Below are 24591 nucleotides of genomic sequence, written 5' to 3' on the forward strand. Positions count from 1 at the left end.
AAAATGAAAAACGAAAAAAAAATGTATTTAAGATCAATTCCGTTTTTAGGATTCATTTTTATGATTTCCATCAGTTGTGATAGAACATTATCAGATGAGGTTGAATTTGCTACTTTTCCTAATAATGCAGAAGTCTATATAGACGGCTTTAGTGCCGGATTACAGTATTTCCCTTTTGAAGGTTCAAAATTTGATGCCTTTTCAGTTGATACTAATGTGAAATATTCTGGTACGAACTCTATGCGTTTGGATGTTCCGAACGTTGGTGATCCTAGTGGGGCATATTCAGGTGCTATTTTTCCAGTTGAGGTAGGACGTAATCTTACGGAATATGATGCACTTACCTTTTGGGCAAAAGCATCTCAGGCAGGTACAATAAATGAAATAGGCCTTGGGAATGATTTTGGCGAAAATAAGTATGCAGTCACAAGAACGAATATGAGGATAAGTACCAATTGGAAAAAATATATTATTCCGATACCCAATCCAGAAAAGCTTACCCGCGAAAAAGGTATGTTTTGGTATGCCGAGGGTCCTGAAAATAATGATGGATATACTTTTTGGATTGATGAATTAAAATATGAGAAAGTTGGGACTTTCGCACAACCTAGACCAGCAATTCAAAATGGGGTTGATTTAGTAAGTGAGGCTTTTTTAGGTGACCAAACTATGGTAACGGGCCTCACACAAACTTTTAACATGGAATCTGGTATAAATGAAACAGTTTCTGCAGCACCGTCATATTTTGATTTTAATTCTTCAAATGTAGATGTGGCCCAAGTTAGTGAATTAGGTGTGGTAACTATACTAAGTGTTGGTACGGCTAAGATTACCGCCAGTTTGGGAGGTATACCTGCAGCAGGTTCACTTACCGTTAATGTCAATGGAAGTTTTGACTTTGCCCCACAGCCTACAAGGAACCCGGCTGATGTTATCTCCATTTTCAGCGACGTCTACACTAACATCAATGTGGATTTTTATAATGGTTACTGGCAGCCTTTTCAAACTACAGAATCTGCAGACTTTTTTATTGATGGAGATAACATATTAAACTATACTAACTTTAATTTTGTTGGCAATCAATTTAGTAATCCAACAGTGGATGCCACTGAGAAGCCCAATTTTCATGTTGATTTATATATTCCAGGTGAAATTAATCCAGCTGTGAACTTATTGATTACCCTCAAGGATTTTGGTGCTGACGGTGCTGATGGAGGTGGTGACGATGAAATTCAACAAATATTTTTTGAGAGCTCTGATTTTGTTGGCAATGAGTGGAGCAGTTTTGATATCCCTGTTACTTTAACGAATAAAAGTAGAATAGGCCAAATTATATATGAAAATATAAATGGTTCCCCACTATCTAATTTTTATGTGGACAATATCTACTTCTTCAAATAATTAATTTGATTTTAAGATTATAGGGAATTTGGATTGGCTTAATAAATAATAAAATACAGATGCAAAGAACATTTTTTATATATGCTTTTTTTATATCAATAGTATTGGTTGTAACAAGTTGTTCTATTGATGAAAGACAAACGGTAGCAAATTTCACAACACTTGTATTGGAAGATGAATTCGATAGCGACGAGGCACCAAATAACGCTGTTTGGGATTATGATATTGGAACTGGTGCCAATGGTTGGGGTAATAATGAATTACAATACTATACAGATCGCAGTGACAATGTAAAAGTTGAAAATGGAGCATTGGTCATCACAGCAAAAAGGGAACTTTTTAATGGTTCCCCTTACACCTCTGCAAGACTTGTGACCAGAGGATTGTTTGAACAGGCATACGGCAGATTTGAAGCACGTATTCAACTGCCTTTTGGCCAAGGTATTTGGCCGGCGTTTTGGTTGCTTGGGGCAAATGAAGACGATTGGCCTAAAAAGGGTGAAATTGATATTATGGAGTATCGTGGCCAAGAACCTACCAAAGTATTGGGTACCATTCATGGGCCTGGTTATTCCGCTGGTGAATCTATTTCAAAGAGTTACAGTTTAGAAAATGACCGTTTTGATACAGGTTTTCACGTATTTGGAATTGAATGGGCTCCAGAATATATCAACTTTTACGTAGATGATGTGTTATACAATCAAATTACACCTGCAGATGTTGCCGGTGAATGGGTTTTTGACCAACCCTTCTATATTTTAATGAATGTTGCTGTAGGTGGTAATTTCGTAGGCTTGCCTAACAGCGAAACTATTTTTCCCCAAACCATGATCGTGGATTATGTGAGGGTTTATACAAATGATGAATTAAATTAAAACTAAAAAACAGCGAATTATGAAAAAATTATTAAAACAAACAAATAGGGTTGTTGCTTTAATCCTGGGAATATTCTTGTTGGGATGCAGCAGTGATGACGGTGGTGGTGTTGAGCTGCCAAAAGTTGTTGCGGGCTTTACCTTTACCCTAAATGCTGATACTGGAACTGCAACATTTAAAAATACGTCTAACAATGCAAATAGCTATGCATGGGATTTTGGTGATGGAAATTCATCTACGGAAACGAATCCTATCAAAAATTTTTCTACAGGAACATATACTGTAAGTTTAAAGGCATCTAATGATGCTGGCTCCTCGGACACGTTTGAGGATGAAATTACGGTTGAACTTCCAGAGGAAGGCGCCATGGTTTCCTTACCAGTTACATTCGATAGCTCAGAAGTTAATTATGAAGTTACGGCATTTGAGGGTGTCGCATTTAACGTAGTTGATAATCCAGCACCTGGAGGTTCTAACACAGTAGCTTCAAAAGTAGGGGCCATTACTAACATAGGAGCTGTATTTGAAGGTTTCTACTTTGATTTAGGCAATGATATCGATTTAACTGAAAATAAAACGATTAAAATGAATTTCTGGGCAGATTCAGCAGTAGATGTCCTTATGAAATTAGAAGAAGGTACATCAGGAGCTTTAGAGGTAACTAGAAGTCATGGTGGCACTGGTTGGGAAGAATTGCTTTTTGATTTTAGTTCTGACGCTAGTTATTCAAGGTTAACCTTATTTGTGGATGGTCCTGGTACAACGACAGGTACATTTTATATAGATGATATTGAGCAAATTGAAACCGTTGGCGGAGGTGACGTTACCTGCGTAGCTGAAACCATGCAATCACTTAATGCTGCTGATTTTAATTTAACATTTATGTCAGACCCAACGTCTAGCATTGAATCATATGATGCTAATTTTTCTTGGGTAAATAATCCTGATGTTGATGATGTTTTGAACAATTCTTGTAAAGTAGGTCAGATAAACAGAGTTGGTTCTGCTGAATTTGCGAATAACCAGATAGTTTTAGATGCTAAATTGGATTTTAGTGCGAATGCTGGTTTTAAGATGAAAGTATGGTCTCCAAATGCAGGTACTAGCGTTTTAGTGAAACTAGAAGACCAAGTTGAGGCTGGAATATTTACAGAATCATTTGCGACTACCACACAAGCAGGTGCTTGGGAAGAATTAACCTTCCCTATTGCAGCTGGTGAAAATGGTAAACATGATCGTATTATATTATTTTTTGAATTGAATACCAATACTACTGAAACTTATTATATTGATGATTTTGCACTATATGCAAGAGAAGGCGGAACAGGAGGTAATGGTACTGATGAAGATAACCTAATTACAAACGGTGGTTTTGAAACGGGAGATACAACAGGATGGGAAACTGATATTGCTGGTAATAATGGCAGTTTCACGGCAACTGATACAGCTTTTAAATGTGATACATATTCAGGTAGTTTCTCTGCAGATTCAGCTCAGTTAATGGTAGTTAGACAAGCTAATATTGGTGTTGGCGTAGTTACTCCAAATAGTGATATTACAATTTCGTTTGATTTACGTGGCGCAGCTGGTGTTGGTGGCGTATTTATAGCACAACTATTCTCAGAATCAACTACGGACGGTGTTACTAAAACAGATATCTTAAATGATGGTAACCCGATTTCCTTAACCGATGCTTGGACAAGATATTCTTTTACAACAACTACTGGTCCGGATGTTTCAAATGGAGTTACGCTATTGTTGAAATCTGAATGCGGAGCAGTTGATGGTTGTTCTGTTCAAGCTAATATTGATAATGTTTTTGTTGGCCTCGGTACCGAAAGTGGTCCTGCATGTGATGGAGGAAGTACTGGCGGAGGAACAGGTGGTGGAACCAATGATGCCGATTCAGACGGTGTAGCTGATGAAAATGACGATTGTCCAAACCAAGCAGGACCAGCGTCAAATAACGGATGTCCTGTTACTGGAGGTACAGACGGAATTGAATTGGCAATAAACGGAGATTTTGAAACTGGAGACGATACAGGTTGGACTATTTTTGAAAACAACGGTGTTTTTAATGTTACCAATGTAGATAATAATGGTGGAAGTTTTTCTGGCACACTCGTTTCTGATGTAGATGGAGGAACAGGGGGAGCATCTTTCCCAGTACTAAAACAAGCTAATGTAGGTATTGGAGTAGTGATGCCAAATAGCACTGTTGTTGTTTCATTTGACATGCGTGGTTCCTTATCTGGGGCTGGTGGCGTATTTTTTGCGGAATTCTTTTCGGAACTAGCAACAGAAGGGGTTTCTAAAACAGAAATTCTAAGTGGTGGGCCACTTTTCCCAACAGAAAATTGGACAACTTATACCTATACAGTTACAACAGGGCCTGATGTAAGCGGAGGTGTTACATTACAGTTAAAGACAGACTGTGGACCTGTAGCTGGTTGTGGAGTTGAGGCGTTTTTAGATAACGTATCTATTAGATATATCGAGTAGTATACTAGAATTAAGAGCAAATTTGTTGGTTGTTTAATTGCGAGTAGGGGGTATGTTAATACCCCCTTTCGTAATAAAGAATTTTATATAAATTAATAAAATGATAAATAAACTTAGGTATATATATGGTAAGGAGATTAATGATTTTTTGATTTTACTATTGATAGTAATTTTTTGCTCTTGTTCTAAAACTTTAGAAAATAATCCCATTCCAGAACAAACGACTACTAGTCCAAAAAATCTCACTTGGTCTATACAGATTGTAGGTTCAAATTCACAAAACCCTAATGGAAATGGATCAGGTTTAATACGATGCGAGGTTAATGCGGAAAATGCTGTTAGATATGTATTTAATTTTAATGATGAGGAGGTTCTGGAAAGTGCCAATGGAATAGGAGAATATATTTTCACCAAGACGGGACTTAATGACTATTTAATAGGAATTACAGCTTTTTCCTCATCTAATGAGCAAATTGGAATAACAAAAAGTATTACTGTTCATGTAGATGGAGAAGAAGAAGTTGCCACGGATGATTTTCTAATGTGGTCAGATGAGTTCAATGCAACTGGCCCTGTTGATACATCTAACTGGTTTTCAGAAATTATTCCTCCTGTTAACGGAGGTTGGTACAACGCAGAGCAGCAGCATTATACGGATAGATTGGAGAACGCATTCGTCTCTGATGGTACCTTAAAAATACGTGCCAAAAAAGAATCCTATACGTTCGCTAATTCTACAAAAAACTATACTTCTGCAAGGTTAAACTCAAAATTTTCTTTCACTTATGGGCGTATTGAGGTAAAGGCAAAATTACCTGAAGGAAAAGGAACATGGCCCGCCATTTGGACCTTAGGCTCCAATCTTAACAGTATAGGTTGGCCTTTTTGTGGGGAAATAGACATTATGGAACACGTAGGGAATAAAATAGGTGATATTTCAAGTGCCATACATACTCCCTCCAGTAATGGAAATACTGTAAATATTGGGCGCATTGATATTCCGGACGCCACAACTGAGTTTCATGTGTACGCAGTTGATTGGACTGCGGATAAAATGGATTTTTATGTTGATGACATACTTTTTTACACCTATGACCCAACTATTAAAGATAATAATACTTGGCCATTTAATTCTGATCAGTTTATTCTTTTGAATATTGCAATGGGTGGAACACTTGGTGGAAATATTGACCCTGACTTTGAGCAGGCCGTTATGGAAATTGATTATGTAAGAGTGTATAGAAATTAGGAGTGAAATAATCTGTAAGATATAATAATCGATTGATGAAAGCCCTGATTTTGATTTGTGGCAAGAATTACCTTAATCAGAATTTAGAGAACATTTAACAGTAGCAAAGATAATACATGAAACAAACGGATATTTATATAGGAAATTCAAAAAGAAATATTGATCAAAGTGAGATTAGTGGCAAATTGGTGTCCTTTGAAAATGAGGACTATTATAAAATCTCAAATGTCGATTCTATGAGACCCTTTTTCATGAGTATTGTTAGTGATGCTAACCATTGGATATTCGTTTCAAGTAATGGTGGTCTAACAGCAGGTCGAAAAGATTCTGGATTTGCCTTATTTCCTTATTATACTGATGATAAGATTTCTGAATCATCCGATATTACAGGTAGTAAAACCATACTGCATGTTGTTAAAGATGGTAAGACCCAATTATGGGAGCCATTTTCGGAAAGGTATGTTGGAATATATAGAACAATTAGAAATCTTTATAAAAACTGCTTTGGTAATAAGGTGATTTTTGAGGAGATAAATGAAGATCTTGATTTGACATTTAGGTATCAATGGAATTCAAGTGATCAGTTTGGTTTTGTGAAAAAATCTACTTTATTGAATAATTCCGATCATGAAATTAAGGTATGCATTCTTGATGGGATACAAAACCTAATGCCTTATGGCGTTGATACGGGGTTACAGGCGACCAGTAGTAATCTTGTAGATGCTTACAAGAAAAATGAATTAGAGGCAGAAGTAGGTTTAGGGATTTATGCCTTAAGCGCTGTTATAGTTGATAGGGCAGAGCCTAGTGAGGCTCTAAAAGCTACAACCGTTTGGTCTTTAGGAATTGAAAATCCAACACATCTGGTTTCTTCTCTGCAATTAAACGATTTTAGAAAAGGAAAAAAACTTATTCAAGAGGTTGATGTTAGGGCTGAGAAAGGAGCCTATTTTATTTCTAAAGAGCTGAATTTGTCCGCTAATTCAGAAAGACAATGGATGTTTATTGCTGATGTAAATAAATCTGTAAGTTCTATTGTTGAAATAACGCAAAAAATTAAAAATTCAAATGATTTGGCATCGTTAATTTTAGACGATATCGAATTAGGTACAAAACATTTATTGGAATTGAACGGCGCTGCTGATGGTATTCAATTAACAAATGATAAACTTAGAGACACCAGACACTTTGCAAACACACTTTTCAATATTATGCGTGGTGGTATTTTTGATAATAACTACACTATTGAAAAGGTAGATTTCCTAAGGTATACTAAAAATGCAAATAAAGAGATCTTCAGGTCAAAGGAAGATTTGCTTAATGATCTACCTGAATTATTTTCTCTAGAAGAGTTACGGACTGTTATATCTGCGTTAGACAATAATAATGCAAATAAGAATTTTGCACGTATCAGTTTTGAATACTTGCCCTTAAAATTCAGTCGAAGACATGGGGATCCGAGTAGGCCCTGGAACAAGTTTTCTATCAATACAAGAAATGAGGATGGGTCAAAAATCCTGGACTACCAAGGAAATTGGCGGGATATTTTTCAAAATTGGGAAGCTTTGGCACATTCGTATCCTCAATTCATGGAAAACATGATACATAAATTTTTAAACGCAACAACCTTTGATGGTTATAACCCGTATAGGGTAACTAAAGATGGCTTTGATTGGGAAACTATTGAAGCAGACGACCCATGGTCCTATATTGGTTATTGGGGTGATCATCAAGTTATATATTTATTGAAATTTTTAGAGTTTATCGAAAAGTATTCACCTTCTGGCCTTACTAAATATTTTGATGATGATGTATTTGTATATGCCAATGTACCATACAAAATAAAGCCCTATGCAGATATTTTAAGGAATCCTAAGGATACCGTTGTTTTGGATACCGACTCGGAAAAGAGAATTCATCAGAAAAGGCAGGTTTTAGGTTCTGATGGAGCTTTGTTAACGTCTAAAAATCAATGCATTTACCAAGTAAATCTTATTGAAAAGTTATTAGCTACAATTTTGGCGAAAATGTCAAATTTTATTCCCGAAGCAGGAATCTGGATGAATACCCAGAGACCCGAATGGAACGATGCCAATAATGCTTTGGTAGGCAATGGTGTTTCTATGGTCACACTTTACTACTTACATAGGTTCTTGAATTTCTTTGAGTGCATCGTTGAAAACTCACCAGTAGAGAATTATGGGGTTTCTATAGAATTGATAGAATTCTTTAAAAGGGTTTGGCATACGTTAGAGGTTAATTCTCATATACTCTCTGGGAAAATTTCTGACACCGATAGGAAATCAGTCTTGGACGGTTTGGGTAGTGCAGCTAGTGATTACAGGGGCATTATTTACGAAAATGGTTTTATTGGCGAAAAGAAGAACATATCAAAAAAGCAATTATTACAGTTCTTGTTAATATCAAATCTGTACCTAAAACATTCAATATCCACCAATCAGAGGGAAGATAAACTCTTTCATGCTTACAATTTAATGACTGTAGAGAATGACACAAAAGTATCCGTATCTCACCTTGCGGAGATGCTAGAAGGTCAAGTTGCAGTTCTAAGTTCAGGCTATTTGTCCGGAGAAAAATCCCTTGAAGTATTAAACGCTTTGAAAGGAAGTGCTTTGCTTAGGGCTGATCAGTATAGCTATGTTTTGTATCCCAACAAAGAACTGGCAAGATTTACTAAAAAGAACAATATACCAATTGATAAAATTGAAAAGTCTCAACTTATAAGAGAACTCCTAGAGGACCATAATTACACTATTGTAGAAAAAGATGTAATGGGGGGGTATCATTTCAATGGTAATTTCAATAATGCAGATAGCCTTAAGAAGGCACTATTGCAATTACAACAGCAAAATTATGAAAAACTCGTTCAAAAAGATACCGAACTACTCTTAGAAATCTTTGAAGATAATTTTAATCACAAATCGTTTACGGGAAGGTCAGGTACTTTTTATGGGTATGAAGGTTTGGGTTCCATTTATTGGCACATGGTGTCTAAATTACTCTTAAGCGTTCAAGAAGTATGTTTAAAGGCAATCGAAAATAAAGAAAGTAATATCATAATTGACGGACTTTTCACCCACTATTATGAAATAAATGCTGGTATAGGTGTACACAAATCACCGGAATTGTATGGAGCATTTCCAACAGATCCATATTCCCATACTCCAGGAGGAAAAGGAGCACAACAACCTGGAATGACCGGTCAAGTTAAAGAGGACATACTATGTAGGTTTGGCGAATTAGGAATAGTTGTCAGTAGCGGAATACTCGCATTTAACCCCCAATTATTGAAGAAGGAAGAATTTTTGAAAAAGCCAATGTCTTTTCAATACAGAGCTATCGACAAACAGGTGAGGTATTTAGATTTAAATGAAGGAGAACTAGCCTTTACCTATTGTCAGGTGCCTGTAATATATACATTGTCAAATAAAAAGGGATTGAGTGTTGAATTGACTAATGGAAAGATTTTGGAGTTTAATTCAATACAACTTGATGAAGATATAAGCAGTAAGATATTCAAAAGAACTGGTGAAGTAGTGCAAATCAAAATGTATGTAAGCTTATGACAGTATTTTGTTGCTGTTTATTTGTAATGAACAAAACATGAAAAGAGTACAAAGATTTATCGTTTCTATCGTAATACTAATGATGTTGGCCTGTTGTTCAGAAGTTCAAAAAGAACTTCCAAATAAAACTGCGGCCGATATTTTGGGAAACCCGAATTATTTGGCAATTTCTTATGGGGGTTACAGACAGAATTCAAGGGACATTCAGCCTACCTTAGACGAGCTCAAGGAGGATATGAAACTATTGGAGGCCATAGGTATTAAAATTCTACGCACTTATAATGTTCATTTTCCACATGCTTCTAATTTACTAGAGGCTATACGGCAATTGAATAAAGAGGACCCTAGCTTTGAAATGTACGTGATGTTAGGGGCATGGATCGATTGCAAAAACGCTTTTAATTGGAAAAATGGCGAGCCAGACCATAATCAGGAAAGTGAGCGTAACCTTAAAGAGATACAGACTGCAATTTCGCTCGCTCAGGAATATCCTGAGATCGTAAAAATAATTGCAGTTGGTAATGAGGCTATGGTAAAATGGGCAACTAGTTACTATGTAAGGCCTGGTGTAATTTTAAAATGGGTAAATCATTTACAAGGTTTAAAGAAATCAGGGGAACTATCTAAAGATTTATGGATTACTAGCTCCGATAATTTTGCCTCATGGGGCGGTGGCGCTAGTGAATACCACGTTGATGACTTAGAAAAATTGGTATATGCGGTAGATTATGTTTCTATACATACCTATCCTATGCATGATACGCATTATAATCCACAGTTCTGGGGCATTTTGGAATCAGAAAAAGAGTTGTCTAAAATCCAAAAGATAGATGCTGCAATGCTACGATCTAAAGTATATGCAATTTCACAATATGATAGTGTATCACGATATATCAAAAGTCTAGGAATTGACAAACCAATTCATATAGGTGAAACTGGCTGGGCAAGTTTATCAGATGGCCTTTATGGAAACGAGGGATCCAAAGCAACGGATGAATACAAGCAAGCGCTTTATTACGACCATATGCGGGATTGGACAAATGAGGCAGGAATTTCCTGTTTTTATTTTGAAGCTTTTGATGAAAATTGGAAAGATGCATCTAATGATTCAGGGTCTGAAAACCATTTTGGCCTTTTTGATTTAAATGGTCAAGCCAAATACGCCCTATGGGAATTGGTAGATAAAGGAGTTTTTGAGGGTCTGACCAGGAACGGTAATATTATTTCCAAAACCTTTGATGGTGACGAAAAGGCAATGATAAAAAACATTTTATCTCCATCTACTTTGGGTGAAGTAGAAGTTGAATAAATTTTTATAGAACAATCAAAACTATTTAAATAAGAATATAATCTAAACTAAAAATATGAAAAACATCGCAATTCCAAATGAAGCAAAAGTTCCTACAGCACAGAAAATTGCCTTTGGATTAGGCATGCTTGCTAATCAAATGTTTCCGGCAGCTTTACAGATTTTTATGATGGTATTGGTAAAGGGATTGGGCTTTTCGCCATTGATGTGGGGAATCATATTTTTTGCACCCAGAATTTTCGACGCATTTACAGATCCTATTATGGGCTTCATTTCAGACAATACAAAGTCTAAATGGGGAAGGCGTAGACACTTTGTGTTCACCGGTGCTATAGTAATGGGAATAGCATTTGTTGCCATGTGGCAACTATATCCCGAGAGTGGACTTACTTATAACTTTGTCTACTTTATGGTATGGTCTTTTATTTTCTACATTGGCCTAACCATTTTCAGTGTTCCTTACGTGGCAATGGGTTATGAGATGAGTGATGATTTTCATGAAAGAACCCGTATAATGGCTATAGCACAGATGATTGGTCAATGGGCATGGGTTATTGTGCCTTGGTTTTGGATTATTATTTACGATGCGGAAATGTTTGAAAGTGCTCCTGCGGCAAGTAGGGAATTATCTTATTATGTTGCGGTATTTTGTACCATAATGGCCATTATTCCTGCGATTTTTATTAAGAGTGAATCTACCTTGGATAGAACGGATTTTACTCCAATTAACAGGGATAACATATCCAATAGTTTAACTAAAATATTTGGAAGTTTTAAAGAGGCGTTTCTAATTCCTCAGTTTAAAAAATTATGCGTAGCTACCTTCTTAATATATAACTCATTCATGACCATTGCGGCATTTTCATTCTTCATAATTGTTTCTTATATGTTTAACGGCGATGCTGGCGCTGCAGGTATTTGGCCTACCTTACACGGTAGTATAGGCGCTTTGGCCACCACATTCTTAGTCATACCAATAATTGATAGGATTGCGAGAAAGATTGGTAAGAAAAGGACATTTATGATTTCTCAGGGAATATCGATAATTGGTTATATCTTATTTTGGTTTTTGTTTATTCCTGGAAAGCCATACATGTTCCTAATTGCTCTCCCATTCTTCTCATTTGGTATAGGTGGTCTTTTTACATTGATGATGTCAATGACCGCAGATGTTATTGATTTGGACGAACTGAATACAGGTTTAAGACGTGAAGGTGTTTTTGGCGCCATTTACTGGTGGATGGTCAAATTTGGTTTTGCTATAGCGGGGCTACTTAGTGGTGTATTTATGGCCTGGGTTGGGTATACCCCTGATGCTGCAACACAACCAGAAGGTGCAATAACCGGAATGAGATTGTTTTATACTTTCTTTCCAATACTTGGTACTTTAGGAGCTATGTATGCAATGCGTAGTTATGATATTACAGAGCAAAAAGCACGTGAAGTAAGTGCAGCACTGGCTAAACAAAAAGATACAAGGAACTAAAAATCTACATTTTTAATTTATGAAATAAAAATTGATGGCTTAGAGAAAACCACGTAGGCTTTTCATCAAAGTTTGAAATATTTTTAAATGGTTGTAGGTATAATAAATCAAAATACTTGACACGGTTTGGGTATGTTATATGGTACATGTAGATTTTAATAAGATCTGTAAATCTTGATAAAACATAAAATATGGTAAGGTATAGTTAGTTGTATAGCTTAGATTTTCACAATCTACCTTTAATTCGGAGAATTTTAAGTTAATTATTTTACTCTAAGTTATTTCTGAAATTGGATAAATTAAATAGTTCCACCTTTTTTTAAAATAAGATGGTATACTTTTTCAAAATAAAGAGGTAAACCTTGCTCGAAAACTATTTAAAAACTTTAAAGACTAACAGTGCAAATAATTTTTTATTTAAATAATACAACATTACCGCATCATAGATAATTTTTTTTTATTTCTAGTAGCAGCTATTAATACTTTTAGAGATGTGAAAATGTAAGATTTTACATCTAAAACTTTAAATCATAAATGGTATCAGCGATGTAATATGCTGTTGGTCGATCTTTTTAAAAAAGTACTAAAATTCAAACATAAGTGTATAGTTTGTTTATAGTTCAATATTATGGGGATTAAGTTCTTTAACGCTAAGTTTATCGAAGTAAAGACAGCTCAATTTGATCGTAGTTATTTTTAACACAATGGTTTATGATTTCTCAATCTTTATTCCGCTTAGATCTAAATCGGTTTAATCCAGTATCTTTTTTAACAATCTACTAATTTAAATAAAGCTATGTCCCACATTATAGATTTATTAGTTACAAAACATTTGTTTGCTTTAACTTGTGTAGTAGTAACATTTTTGTTCAGTTACAGGATGTATCCCGTCATTATATATATATCGCAAAAAAAGAGATTAATGGAAAGGCCTGGCGAACGTGATTCACATGTTACGGAAACTCCTTCCTTAGGAGGAATTGGATTGTTTTTTTCATTTTCGTTAGCTCTTATTTTATTTGGAATAATGTCTGAATTGGATCAATCTAACTTAAATAAATTATTATCAGTATTGGGAGCTACTCTTATTTTGCTGTTTTTAGGAATTAAAGATGACCTCATAGTTTTAGCTCCAAAACAAAAGTTTATTGGTCAATTAGTTTCTTCATGCATGGTGATTTTCATGACAGATATCAGAATAGAAAATTTCAATGGAATCTTGGGCATTTACGATTTGCCTTATATGGTTTCGGTTATTTTTACACTTTTTGTTTTTATTCTTGTTATTAATGCTTACAATTTAATTGATGGCATAGATGGCTTAGCTGGGTTTTTGGGAATTATAGCAAGTTCTGCTTTCGGAATTTTCTTCTTATTAAATGACCATAGACTTTTTATGCTGGTTTCTTTCATATTAATAGGTTCTATAATTAGTTTTTTAAAGTATAACCTTTCGGATGACGATAAATTATTTATGGGAGATTCAGGATCATTGTTTGTGGGCTATTTACTAGCTTATCAGGGCATATGTTTTCTAGGTATAAATGCTACTTCAACTATGCCATTTAATTTTACAAATGCACCTGTGCTTTTATTGGCCATACTATCATTCCCTTTATTGGATACTCTTAGGGTTTTTGCTATTAGAATCAAGGCAAAGAGAAGCCCATTTACTGCTGATAGGAATCATATACATCATAGACTTCTAGATATTGGATGCACTCATAAACAGTCTACTTTGGTAATTTCTATGGCTAATGTCTTAGTAATTGTTATGGCTTTGCTATTAGATGGTGTTGAAATCCATTTGCAATTAATTTTAGTTATAGTAATAGGAGTGTTGGTGTATTTATCTCCTTTTATGATTTCGTTGAAACCCAATAATATAGAATTAACAGAAAAATCTATATCCTATGCACTTTCTGTAGATTTAAATGAGTTAAATAATCAAGTAAAGTTTAGGAATAGATTAATTGATGAAAAAAATAAAAACAAATCTAATATCATTGATGGCGAAAGTATAATAATTATGGAGGGTTCTGATAGTAAAAAAGGAAAATCCGTGACCCTTTTAAAAGATGCTATGGAAAAAAGAGCCTGGATTTTGAGGAATTTTTCGTCGACCAAAAGTAGGTCTGTAGAGGATGTAAATAATTAAATCTTAACTATTATCTAGTTTGATTATAAAAATTTTTAATAATGGACAAAATAATTTTTTTTGAATTAAATGAAGTGCCTATTAGAGTTTTTAATTACTACAGAAAGATGAGGCCAAACTCGTGGATAGCATTGAATTATCCAAAATTCAAGAAATATGAGACTATTACAGAGAACAAAGGGCATCTTTCACCTTGGAATACCTGGCCTACGCTACATCGTGGTGTTCCTAGTGATAAACACTTTGTTTCCGATTTTAATCAAAATCTTACCGAAGTAGACAAGGAATTCCCACCTATTTGGGATTTACTGTCAAGTAATGGCGTAAAAACAGGTGTTTTCGGATCTTTACATTCCCAGTCCGTACCCTTGAGTTTAGATAATTATAATTTCTTTGTGCCCGATGTATTTGCACCCAATCACGAATGTTTTCCTAAAGATGTGGAATTCTTTCAAAAGATCAATTTAAACCTATCAAGAAAGTCAGGGCGTAATGTGGATAATTCACTTCCTTACAGTGAAATATTAAATGGATTATTACATATTAGAAAACTAGGTCTAAAACTAGATACAATGACCAGTGTTGCAAAACAATTGGTGGAAGAAAGAATAGACCCTTGGAAAAATGTAAGAAGAAGAACCTACCAAACGGTCTTATCTTTTGATGTTTTTTACAAACTGTTGAACGATAAAAGGCCGGACTTTGTAACTTTTTTTACAAATCATGTAGCTTCTAGTATGCATAGGTATTGGGCTGCTCTTTTTCCTAATGAATATGAAAAACTAGACTATGATGATGAATGGATAAATACCTATAGCGATGAAATCCTTTTTACGATGAACCATACCGATCGTATGCTAAAGAGGCTCTCTGATTTTATAGATAAAAATCAAGACTATAAGCTTATTATCACATCTAGTATGGGGCAAGACGCCATTGAATGTGAGCCTATTGAAACACAGATCGTTATTGTTGATAATCCTAAGTTTATGGCTATATTGGGTTTGAAAAAGTCTGACCAATATAAGGTCATGCCAGCGATGGTTCCTCAATTCAACTTTGTAATTTCTGAGGATCATGTAGATGTATTTGAAGAAAATTTAAAAAGCATGACCATCAATAATGATCATATTATTTATAGAAAAAAGGATGCAAATTACTTTTCCATAGATTTAATTTATTTGAATCTTCAAGACATTCAGATAAAAGTAGGAAATACATCTTTTAGTATGGATGATAGTGGACTTAAGAACATTGTTATAGATGACAAATCATCGGCTACCGCATATCATATTCCTGAAGGGCATTTATTTTCATACCACCCTAGAAATGAAGTATCCAGTTTTATTACAAAGCATTTACCCACCTGTGATATTTTGCCCATAATTCTGAATAATTACGGAATAAAGCAAAAAGAGTATATGAATAACACCTCGTTTATTGACTTGTAGTGATAGGAGGTGCGAAACGGAGTCTATCAAAAATATAGGTGTTGTTTTGTGTTTGAGCCGTAAATAATCATATGAAATTATCATTTAAGAGAATCACCTCATCCGGAAGCTTTATTCCAGAAATAGACGGTTTACGGTTTATTGCCATTGCAAGCGTTATGGTCATGCATGCCAGTGTTTACATTATGCTAAAAGATCAATCGGTGTATGTAAACAATTTTGATTTTGAACTATTTGGTAAAATTCTACACCGCGGTATGCTTGGGGTGCCTATTTTTTTCGCCATCAGCGGTTTTATTCTTGGTTTGCCATTTGCTAAATTTCACTTAGGTAATGGAAAGGCAATTAATCTTAAAACTTATTTTATTAGGAGATTAACGAGATTGGAACCTCCTTATATTATTGTATTAACCCTGTTATTTCTTGGGTATACCGTGTTTTTTAATACGATTCCCTTTGATACAGGAATACGTAGTTTCTTAGCTTCGCTCATTTATTCACATAACCTTATATATTCTGGGGTACATCCTTTTCCGCTTCTTAACCCTAATCTTTGGAGCCTTGAAGTAGAAATTCAATTTTATGTATTAGCGCCTATATTGGCCTTCGTATTCGCTGTAAAGTCGAAAACTATTAGAAGGTCTTCCATAATCTTAATGGCCATTGCTTTTTCAATTTATAGCATATTTTATGTCTTACCTTTTTTAAGTATCATAAAGTTTTTTCAGTATTTCTTGGTTGGTTTTCTGTTGGCCGATTTATATGTCTCTAGGCAATTCCTTTTTAAAAAGACTAAATACGATGTCTTTATTGGAGCCTTTCTTTTTGTTTTTATTTGGCTTTTTGAAACTCATGATTTCAATACTATTATAGCCCAGTGTGCTTGGGAAGTGATTAGGTTGATGGGTATATTTTTTCTTTTCTATTATGTTATTTTCCATAAATGTTTAAAGTTTTTGGCATACCCTTTGGTAACGAATATCGGAGGAATGTGTTACTCTATTTATATGCTACATAGTCCCATAATTTATGTGTTTGGAAAGTACATTGTTATGTTTACCTTCTCCAAATATGCGCTGGTAAATTTTTCTATTTATTTGGTCTTATTGGTCACTATGATTTTGGCTATTTCCTCTGTGTTTTATCTTTTTATTGAAAGGCCTTGTATGGAAAGGGATTGGCATAAAAAGTTGTACTCATGTTTAAAGCTTGGTAAGATTAAAAACTAACAACATTTAACAGTGAGATAGGTGTTCTAATTTGGAATATGGAACAGGGAGACATTAAGGAACATGAATGAAAGGTTATTCGAATTTATTTTTTAGATACTGATTTATTTTTTCGCTCAATATCTCATATCCTCTGGAGTTTAAATGAAGCCCGTCGGTGGTGAGGGTTGCTTTTAGACCCAAAGAATCATACATGATAGGGTTCATCTTAATGATTTCTATTTGCGTATTGAGGCAATATGCCCTTAGAATTGTATTTATGCTGTCTATGTTCAAGTTGAAGCTAATATCGCCACGTTGGTGTATTAATTCTAAAAAAACAGGCTCAATGTTTTGTTGCTTCAATTTCGTAGCTATCTTCATCTGATTACTTAAAGTTTTATAAGGATTAAAATCCTTATGAAAGATATCGTTCCCTCCGCAGAGAATGAAAACAAATTTTGGTTTGAATAATAGTATGTCGTTAATTTTCTGAACAAGGTTTTCAGAGGTGAATCCAGGCCAGCCATATCGTAATACCGCTTTTGATTGTAGCGTGGAATTCCATTTCCCATGAGCCACATGTGAATCCCCGAACATGACTATTTCTGCCTTCTTATCAAACCGAATATATTTTTGAACCAATTCTTCTTTATGCATAAATAAAAAGAATATAATAAGTGTGCAAAGTGATATAATTGGCCAAAGTCTGTCCTTTTTCATATGAATTTTTCGGCTGTTCTTGAACCCTTTTAGTTAAAGTTAAAACTAGTTGAAAATTCATTGGTTTTTTAGTATTTCCTAATAGTTTATAGTTTATATCCAACATTATCGTTAATCGGTCTATTTAATCGGTTTTAAAGGTATGATGTATAGTTTTTGTATACGGATTAAAATCGCCTTAGGGGATGCATTCACTTATTTTTGTTTCTTTAGGATTGATTCATAAAATAAACCAAACAATTAGATGCTCAATAACAAATCAGTATTAATTACAGGAGGAACCGGCTCTTTAGGAAAAGCGCTTGTAAAGAATATTTTAGAAAAATGGCCTTCGGTCAAGCGTTTGGTTATTTTTTCTAGAGATGAGCAGAAGCAATTTCAGATGGCGCAAGAATACTCATTCTCTAACTATCCTCAAGTTCGATTTTTTATAGGGGACGTTAGAGATAAGGAAAGGTTGATGCGCGCTTTTCAAGGTATAGATTATGTGATTCATGCAGCAGCGATGAAGCACGTGCACATTGCAGAATATAACCCGAGCGAGTGTGTAAAGACAAACGTGGGCGGTGCTGAAAATGTTATCTATGCGGCATTGCAAACAGGAGTTCAAAATGTAGTCGCCCTTTCAACAGATAAGGCTTGTGCGCCCATCAATTTATATGGGGCTACTAAATTAACCTCTGATAAGCTCTTTGTGGCAGCTAATAACATAAGGGGAAAGAATAACATAAAGTTTTCGGTAGTTAGATATGGCAATGTAATGGGTTCTAATGGTTCGGTAATTCCATTCTTCCTTAATAAAAGGGCAGAGGGTGTCTTACCAATTACTTCCGAGGCAATGACTAGATTCAATATTTCGCTTCAGGGTGGTGTAGATATGGTTTTACACGCGTTGGAAACGGCTTGGGGTGGTGAAATCTTCATTCCTAAAATACCTTCATATAGAATAACCGATGTTGCTGAGGCGATAGGGCCTGAATGTGAGCATAAGGTTATAGGCATTAGGGCAGGAGAGAAAATTCATGAAGAAATGATTACCTCTTCCGATTCATTTTTCACGTATGACCTAGGCAAGTATTTCGTAATTATTCCACAAACACCAATTTGGGATGTTGCTCAATATTCAGCTGAATTTGGTGCAACAATAGTTCCTGAAGGATTTTGCTATAATTCAGGCACCAACACAGAGTGGGAAACAGTGGCATCTTTACGTACCTTGATCGCCGAGCATGTAGATTCAACCTTTAAAGCTTAGTGATGACATCAATACCTTACGGAAGACAACATATTACTGAAGAAGATATTCAGGCGGTGGTGGCCGCGCTCAAATCAGATTATTTGACCCAGGGTCCAAAAATAGCCGAATTTGAAGCAGCTTTTGCCGATTATGTAGGAAGTAAATATGCGGTTGCGGTTTCTAATGGAACAGGTGCATTGCACCTATGTGCTTTGTCTCTAGGGGTGCAAGAAGGTGATAATGTGATAACAACACCTATAACCTTTGCGGCGTCAGCAAATTGTATCCGTTATTGTGGGGGTGAAGTGGTCTTTTCAGATATTGACCCAGACACCTATTTACTCGATATTAATAAAGTAAGGGAATTGCTCGAAGCATCTCCAAAAGGCACTTATAAAGGTATTATACCCGTACAGTTTGCCGGTCGCAGTACTGATTTACAGGCTTACAGGAAACTGGCAGATGAATATGGATGTTGGATTATAGAGGATGCTTGCCACGCGCCAGGAGGGTATTTCAGGGACAGTGCTGGAACAAGCCAAAACTGTGGAAACGGCCATTATGCAGATTTGGCCATTTTCTCTTTTCATCCTGTAAAGCATATTGCATCAGGTGAAGGTGGTATGGTCACTACCAATGATGAAGCGCTATACCAAAAGCTATTGCAATTACGTACGCATGGCATCTTAAAAGATACCGATCGCTACAAGAATTCCATAGAGTTGGCCGGGGGTAAAGATGAATACCCGGGCTGGTATATGGAAATGCAAGATTTAGGTTTTAACTACCGCTTAACCGATTTTCAAGCTGCGCTAGGTTTAAGTCAGTTGTCAAGAGCTGAAGAAGGTTTAGATAGACGCCGCGAAATCGCAAAAAACTATTTTAAAGCATTTAAAGGCGAACCATTCGTTAAGGGGCAATCAGCAGTGGTTGAAGGTCACGCGTACCATTTGTATATTCTTGAAGTAGAAGAAAGGTTGGGACTGTACAATCATTTAAGAACCAAGAACATTTTTGCACAGATTCATTATATACCATGTCATTTCATGCCGTATTATAAGGATTTGGGCTGGAAAGAAGGAGATTTTCCAAATGCGGAAAATTATTACGAACATTGCATAAGCCTACCAATGTACCCAACGTTGACGGAACAAGAACAGGTGTTCGTAATCAATGAGGTTAAAAATTATTATCAATGATATTTGAGATCCCTAAAGAGCAAATTTTAAAAAACTTGGTTCGTCAATTGAATTCTTACTTTAGTCTTAGCGATGAGGAAAATAAGATAATAAAAGACCTAAGTCAAGGTGTTTTTTCCCGCTGTGCTACTTGTTTTTCGAAAAATAGTAATAAATACTATTCTAAAGATGGTGAAGCATATTTTAATCCGTATCATTCCGGACAATATTCTATTTTCCTATACTATTTTTCCAACGCTATATTTCGTGATTCGAAAAACAATATTAGATTGGCAGATAAAATCTATTACCTGAATAGGATCATGAACGCGTTAGACTTGTTTTACGAAGTAGAGCTGCCAGAAATATTCATGCTGGATCATCCGGTAGGCACCGTAATAGGTCGTGCAACTTACGGTAATTACTTTTCATTTACCCAAAATTGTACCGTAGGTAATAACAAGGGCATTTACCCGGTGATTGGTGAACACGTAACCCTATCGGCAGGTTCTATGATTCTTGGAAATTGTAAGATTGGCAACAATGTTATTCTAGGTGCCTGTGCTTGCGTAAAAGATGATGATATTCCTGATAATTCAGTGGTATTTGGCAGTTCACCTAATTTGATAATCAAAAAAAGACGATGATTGATGTCTAGTTTGTTAATCATACCTGCCCGAGGCGGAAGTAAAAGAATTCCTAGGAAAAACATAAAAGAGTTTTTAGGTAAACCAATAATCGCCTATTCTATACAAGCCGCTATTTCTTCTCATTTATTCGATGAAATCATAGTATCTACCGATGATGAAGAAATTGCCAAGATAGCAATAGAATATGGGGCTAAGGTTCCTTTTTTAAGAAGTGGCCAAAATTCCGATGACCATGCTACCACTTACGATGTGGTACATGAGGTAGTATCTAAGTATAAAGAACAGAACAAGACTTTTGAGTATACTTGTTGTTTGTATGCCTGTGCACCCTTTGTGACAGCAGCTAAGTTAAAAGAGGCCCTAGAGGTGCTGAATAAAAACGATTTTGATTCGGTTTTTCCAGTAATGTCTTTCGATTTTCCGATACAGAGAGCTTTAAAAAGGGATGAACATAAAATTGTTCCTTTTTATCCTGAATTTAATTTAATTCGATCACAAGATTTGGAAAAGGCTTATCATGACGCAGGACAGTTTTACTGGATGCAAACGGCTAAGTGCATGAATAAAAAGGCAATCATAACAGATAATACCGGAAGTATAAAAATCACCGAACTTGAAGGACAAGATATCGATAGCGAAACCGATTGGAAATTAGCAGAATTAAAATATGAACTCTTACATAGCCTTAAATAAAGAGTCTTTTTCTGAAGGCGATCGAAGCATTGTCCCTATTAGAATGGAAGATCGTTACCTCATTATGAAGTGGCGTAACGAACAAATTTTTCATTTAAGACAGAGCAAACCTTTAACCAATAATGATCAAGATCATTATTTTAATACCACGGTCGCTAAGTTATTCGGCAAAGAACAGCCAGACCAATTATTGTTTTCGTATCTAGAGAATGGTAAATGCATAGGTTATGGTGGTTTGGTTCATATGAATTGGACCGATAAAAATGCAGAGATATCTTTTATTACCGATACCGCTATACAGAACGAGGCCTATGCCTTTCATATGTGCACTTTTTTAACCTTGATCACAAAAGTTGCTTTTGAAGAAATTTCTTTTCACAAACTGTTCACTTATGCTTTTGATGTAAGACCATACATTTACCCTATTTTAGAACAGAGTGGCTTTAAAAGAGAGGCTGTTTTAAAAGAGCATTGTTTGTTCAATGGTGAATTTAAGGATGTTATCATACACACTAAGTACAATACCGATAACAACCTTTAGTATGGCCAATTCTACAACTAAAAAGGTATTTATAATAACCGGGGCCAATAGAGGGCTTGGCCAAGCATTTGTAGAAGAACTGATCAAAGAACCATCAAATTATATTATATCAATTTCTAGAAGCCGAACAAAAGATCAAGCTTTGTACGATAGTTCAAGATTTCATTTGTTAGAAATAGATCTATCAGAAGAAAATTTAGATTCAAAATTATCAGTACTTAAAAATTTAATCGATCGGCAAGAGGTTTACTTTATCAATAATGCCAGTATCATACTACCCATTGTCAAGATTGAAAATTTAACCTATGAAGATATAGAGCGAACGCTCGCCGTAAATATTACCGCCGCTACTCTAATTGTTAAATTTATAATCAGACACTTTAAGACCAATGCACATTCTTTTGTAAATATAAGTTCTGGTGCCGCGCATAGAGCAATAAGCAACTGGTCGTTATATTGCTCGTCAAAAGCCTTTATGGATATTTTTTTTAAAGCGGCCCAAGTAGAATATCCAAACTATCGTTTTTACAGTATAGATCCAGGTGTAATCGACACGGCGATGCAAGAAAGTATTAGAGATAGTGATTTTCCAGAGGTCACCAATTTTCAAAACTTGAAGAAAGATGGAAAGCTTAAATCTGCGGCAACGGCTGCTTCAGAAATTTTAAAAACGATTTTATGAAACTAGCGGTCATCTCCGATATTCACGGTAATTATGAAGCCTTACTTCAAGTTTTGAACAAGGCTGAAACTAAAGGCGTAGAACATTTACTGGTTTTAGGGGATATTGTCGGGTATTATTATCACCCCGATAAGGTATTGGCATTGCTTGAGGATTGGAGTTATGATATTATAAAGGGAAATCACGAAACGATTATGGAGAATTTGATAGCGGATCCATCAATAGGGGAATCTATTAGATTAAAATATGGTAGTGGTCATAAGGAAGCTGTAGAGAAGCTAAATGATGACCAAATTAATTTCTTGATTGATTTGCCTGAAACAAAGTCGTTGAAAATTAATAATTTAGATATTCTAATGTGCCACGGAAGTCCGTGGGCCAATGATTTTTATATCTATCCAGATTGTGATTCTAATATTCTATCTAGGTGCGATTCATCTATGCATGACTTTGTACTTATAGGCCATTCTCATTATGCCTTTGCGGTTAAAAATGAGCATAGTGTATTACTTAATCCCGGTTCGGTGGGCCAGTCTAGGCAAATAGGCGGTAGGGCATCTTGGGCAATGATAGATACCGAAAATAAATCTTTTCAATTATTGACAACAGGTTATAATGTTGAAAAATTACTTCACGAAGTCAATGAAAAGGATGCTGAAATAAAATATTTAACAAAAATCTTAAATAGAGAATAACACGGCTGTTATGAGTAAAAGGCTAAACATATTGGTCACGGGTTGTGGCGGTGATATTGGACAAAGTATAGGAAAGATTTTGTTAGCATCGAAGTATACCAAAAATTTGCATGGGGTAGATATAACTGACCGTAACGCAGGTCAGTTTATTTTCCCTAATTTCTCAATTGGCCTGCCTTTTACACACCCAGATTATTTGAGTAAGATGAAATTGTTCATAAAAGAGCAGGAAATAGATATTGTCATTCCAATGGCAGAACCCGAACTACGTTTTTTTTCTTCACATAATTTGTTAAACAAGATAGGTGATGCCTTAATGATCACGGCATCTTCAAAAGCTTTGGAAATAGGCTTTGACAAATTTAAAACAGCAGAATTCTTAAAATCGGTGGGTCTTCCGTTTCCTAAAACTACATTGGCAGAGCACGTAGAAACCATTACATCTTTTCCGATTATTTTAAAATCTAAAACGGGATCGGGAAGCAAGGATATCCATAAGTTGGATACAATGGATGAATTCAGGTTTTATACTAGAAAGAACGTAGCTGATTATGTGGTGCAGGAATTTATTACCGAAGTCGATGGGGAGTATACCTGTGGACTGTACAGAAGCTCAAAGGGCGAACTGCGCTCCATTATTCTTAAGAGAGAGCTAGACCATGGTTACAGTGGCTATGGAGAAGTTGTAGAGAACACTGAAATCACCAATTTATTGGAAAAATTGGCCATAGAAATAGATTTGGTTGGCTCTATAAACGTGCAGCTAAGAATGTTAGATACTGTACCTATGGTGTTTGAAATTAATCCAAGATTTTCAAGTACGGTCCTATACAGGCATCTCTTTGGTTTTGAAGATTTGATTTGGTCCATAGAAGATAAGTTAGGTTTTGATTTGTCCGATAACCAAAAACAAGTAATTGGGAAGAAATTTTATAAGGGTTATCAAGAGTATATAAAATAAGATA

General features: G+C 35.4%; 19 protein-coding genes. 18 read left to right on the forward strand and 1 reads right to left on the reverse strand.

The features are described from left to right. Positions 1 to 3: 3 nt before the first annotated feature. The 10 genes from ACOCEA_RS06960 (at position 4) to ACOCEA_RS07005 (ending at position 17248) form a co-directional block, all read left to right on the forward strand. A complete protein-coding gene (locus ACOCEA_RS06960; RefSeq protein WP_420755490.1) occupies positions 4 to 1401 on the forward strand; it encodes an Ig-like domain-containing protein in 1398 nt (465 codons plus the stop codon). Positions 1402 to 1460: 59 nt separating this feature from the next. Further along, the gene (locus ACOCEA_RS06965; protein WP_420755491.1) at positions 1461 to 2276 is read left to right on the forward strand and encodes a glycoside hydrolase family 16 protein; all 816 of its coding nucleotides are present in this window, start codon (positions 1461 to 1463) and stop codon (positions 2274 to 2276) included. 19 nt (positions 2277 to 2295) lie between these two features. After that, complete coding sequence (locus ACOCEA_RS06970; protein WP_420755492.1) at positions 2296 to 4779, forward strand: carbohydrate binding domain-containing protein; 2484 nt, start codon at positions 2296 to 2298, stop codon at positions 4777 to 4779. A gap of 100 nt (positions 4780 to 4879) precedes the next feature. Next, positions 4880 to 6028, forward strand: coding sequence for a glycoside hydrolase family 16 protein (locus ACOCEA_RS06975; protein WP_420755493.1), 1149 nt, complete (start codon positions 4880 to 4882; stop codon positions 6026 to 6028). Positions 6029 to 6144: 116 nt separating this feature from the next. After that, positions 6145 to 9615, forward strand: coding sequence for a hypothetical protein (locus tag ACOCEA_RS06980; RefSeq protein ID WP_420755494.1), 3471 nt, complete (start codon positions 6145 to 6147; stop codon positions 9613 to 9615). A 37-nt stretch (positions 9616 to 9652) separates the two neighbouring features. Further along, the gene (locus tag ACOCEA_RS06985; protein ID WP_420755495.1) at positions 9653 to 10924 is read left to right on the forward strand and encodes a glycosyl hydrolase family 17 protein; all 1272 of its coding nucleotides are present in this window, start codon (positions 9653 to 9655) and stop codon (positions 10922 to 10924) included. 55 nt (positions 10925 to 10979) lie between these two features. Continuing rightward, complete coding sequence (locus ACOCEA_RS06990) at positions 10980 to 12410, forward strand: MFS transporter (RefSeq protein WP_420755496.1); 1431 nt, start codon at positions 10980 to 10982, stop codon at positions 12408 to 12410. A gap of 796 nt (positions 12411 to 13206) precedes the next feature. Next, complete coding sequence (locus ACOCEA_RS06995) at positions 13207 to 14568, forward strand: MraY family glycosyltransferase (protein WP_420755497.1); 1362 nt, start codon at positions 13207 to 13209, stop codon at positions 14566 to 14568. Positions 14569 to 14609: 41 nt separating this feature from the next. Then, complete coding sequence (locus ACOCEA_RS07000) at positions 14610 to 16019, forward strand: hypothetical protein (RefSeq protein WP_420755498.1); 1410 nt, start codon at positions 14610 to 14612, stop codon at positions 16017 to 16019. 71 nt (positions 16020 to 16090) lie between these two features. Next, positions 16091 to 17248, forward strand: coding sequence for an acyltransferase family protein (locus tag ACOCEA_RS07005; RefSeq protein ID WP_420755499.1), 1158 nt, complete (start codon positions 16091 to 16093; stop codon positions 17246 to 17248). Between the two features lie 75 nt (positions 17249 to 17323). Here ACOCEA_RS07005 and ACOCEA_RS07010 read toward each other — a convergent pair whose 3' ends face one another. Next, positions 17324 to 17950, reverse strand: coding sequence for a GDSL-type esterase/lipase family protein (locus ACOCEA_RS07010; protein WP_420755500.1), 627 nt, complete (start codon positions 17948 to 17950; stop codon positions 17324 to 17326). A 244-nt stretch (positions 17951 to 18194) separates the two neighbouring features. Between ACOCEA_RS07010 and pseB the strand changes: the two genes are divergently transcribed. Genes pseB through ACOCEA_RS07050 form a run of 8 tightly spaced genes read left to right on the forward strand, consistent with a single transcriptional unit; the run spans position 18195 to position 24587 of the window. Next, positions 18195 to 19205: a UDP-N-acetylglucosamine 4,6-dehydratase (inverting) gene (gene pseB / locus ACOCEA_RS07015; RefSeq protein WP_420755501.1), complete on the forward strand. Its 1011-nt coding sequence runs from the start codon at positions 18195 to 18197 to the stop codon at positions 19203 to 19205. A 2-nt stretch (positions 19206 to 19207) separates the two neighbouring features. Next, positions 19208 to 20386 carry a UDP-4-amino-4,6-dideoxy-N-acetyl-beta-L-altrosamine transaminase gene (pseC, locus tag ACOCEA_RS07020; protein ID WP_420755502.1) on the forward strand — a complete coding sequence of 393 codons (1179 nt, stop codon included), beginning with the start codon at positions 19208 to 19210 and terminating at the stop codon, positions 20384 to 20386. Further along, positions 20383 to 21012, forward strand: coding sequence for an LbetaH domain-containing protein (locus ACOCEA_RS07025; RefSeq protein WP_420755503.1), 630 nt, complete (start codon positions 20383 to 20385; stop codon positions 21010 to 21012). Before pseC ends, ACOCEA_RS07025 begins: the two co-directional genes overlap by 4 nt. A gap of 3 nt (positions 21013 to 21015) precedes the next feature. Then, positions 21016 to 21708 carry a pseudaminic acid cytidylyltransferase gene (gene pseF, locus ACOCEA_RS07030; RefSeq protein WP_420755504.1) on the forward strand — a complete coding sequence of 231 codons (693 nt, stop codon included), beginning with the start codon at positions 21016 to 21018 and terminating at the stop codon, positions 21706 to 21708. Further along, positions 21683 to 22249 (forward strand): GNAT family N-acetyltransferase, encoded by a 567-nt coding sequence (locus ACOCEA_RS07035; RefSeq protein WP_420755505.1) that lies wholly within the window; start codon positions 21683 to 21685, stop codon positions 22247 to 22249. Before pseF ends, ACOCEA_RS07035 begins: the two co-directional genes overlap by 26 nt. 1 nt (position 22250) lies before the next feature. Further along, positions 22251 to 22931: an SDR family NAD(P)-dependent oxidoreductase gene (locus ACOCEA_RS07040; protein ID WP_420755506.1), complete on the forward strand. Its 681-nt coding sequence runs from the start codon at positions 22251 to 22253 to the stop codon at positions 22929 to 22931. Continuing rightward, entirely contained in the window at positions 22928 to 23626 is a 699-nt protein-coding gene (locus tag ACOCEA_RS07045) for a metallophosphoesterase family protein (RefSeq protein ID WP_420755507.1), read from the forward strand. The genes ACOCEA_RS07040 and ACOCEA_RS07045 overlap by 4 nt, the downstream gene beginning before the upstream one ends. A 10-nt stretch (positions 23627 to 23636) precedes the next feature. Beyond that, entirely contained in the window at positions 23637 to 24587 is a 951-nt protein-coding gene (locus ACOCEA_RS07050; RefSeq protein ID WP_420755508.1) for an ATP-grasp domain-containing protein, read from the forward strand. The last annotated feature ends 4 nt before the right edge of the window (positions 24588 to 24591 follow it).

This window comes from Maribacter luteocoastalis (assembly GCF_048890225.1).
Lineage (GTDB): Bacteria > Bacteroidota > Bacteroidia > Flavobacteriales > Flavobacteriaceae > Maribacter > Maribacter luteocoastalis.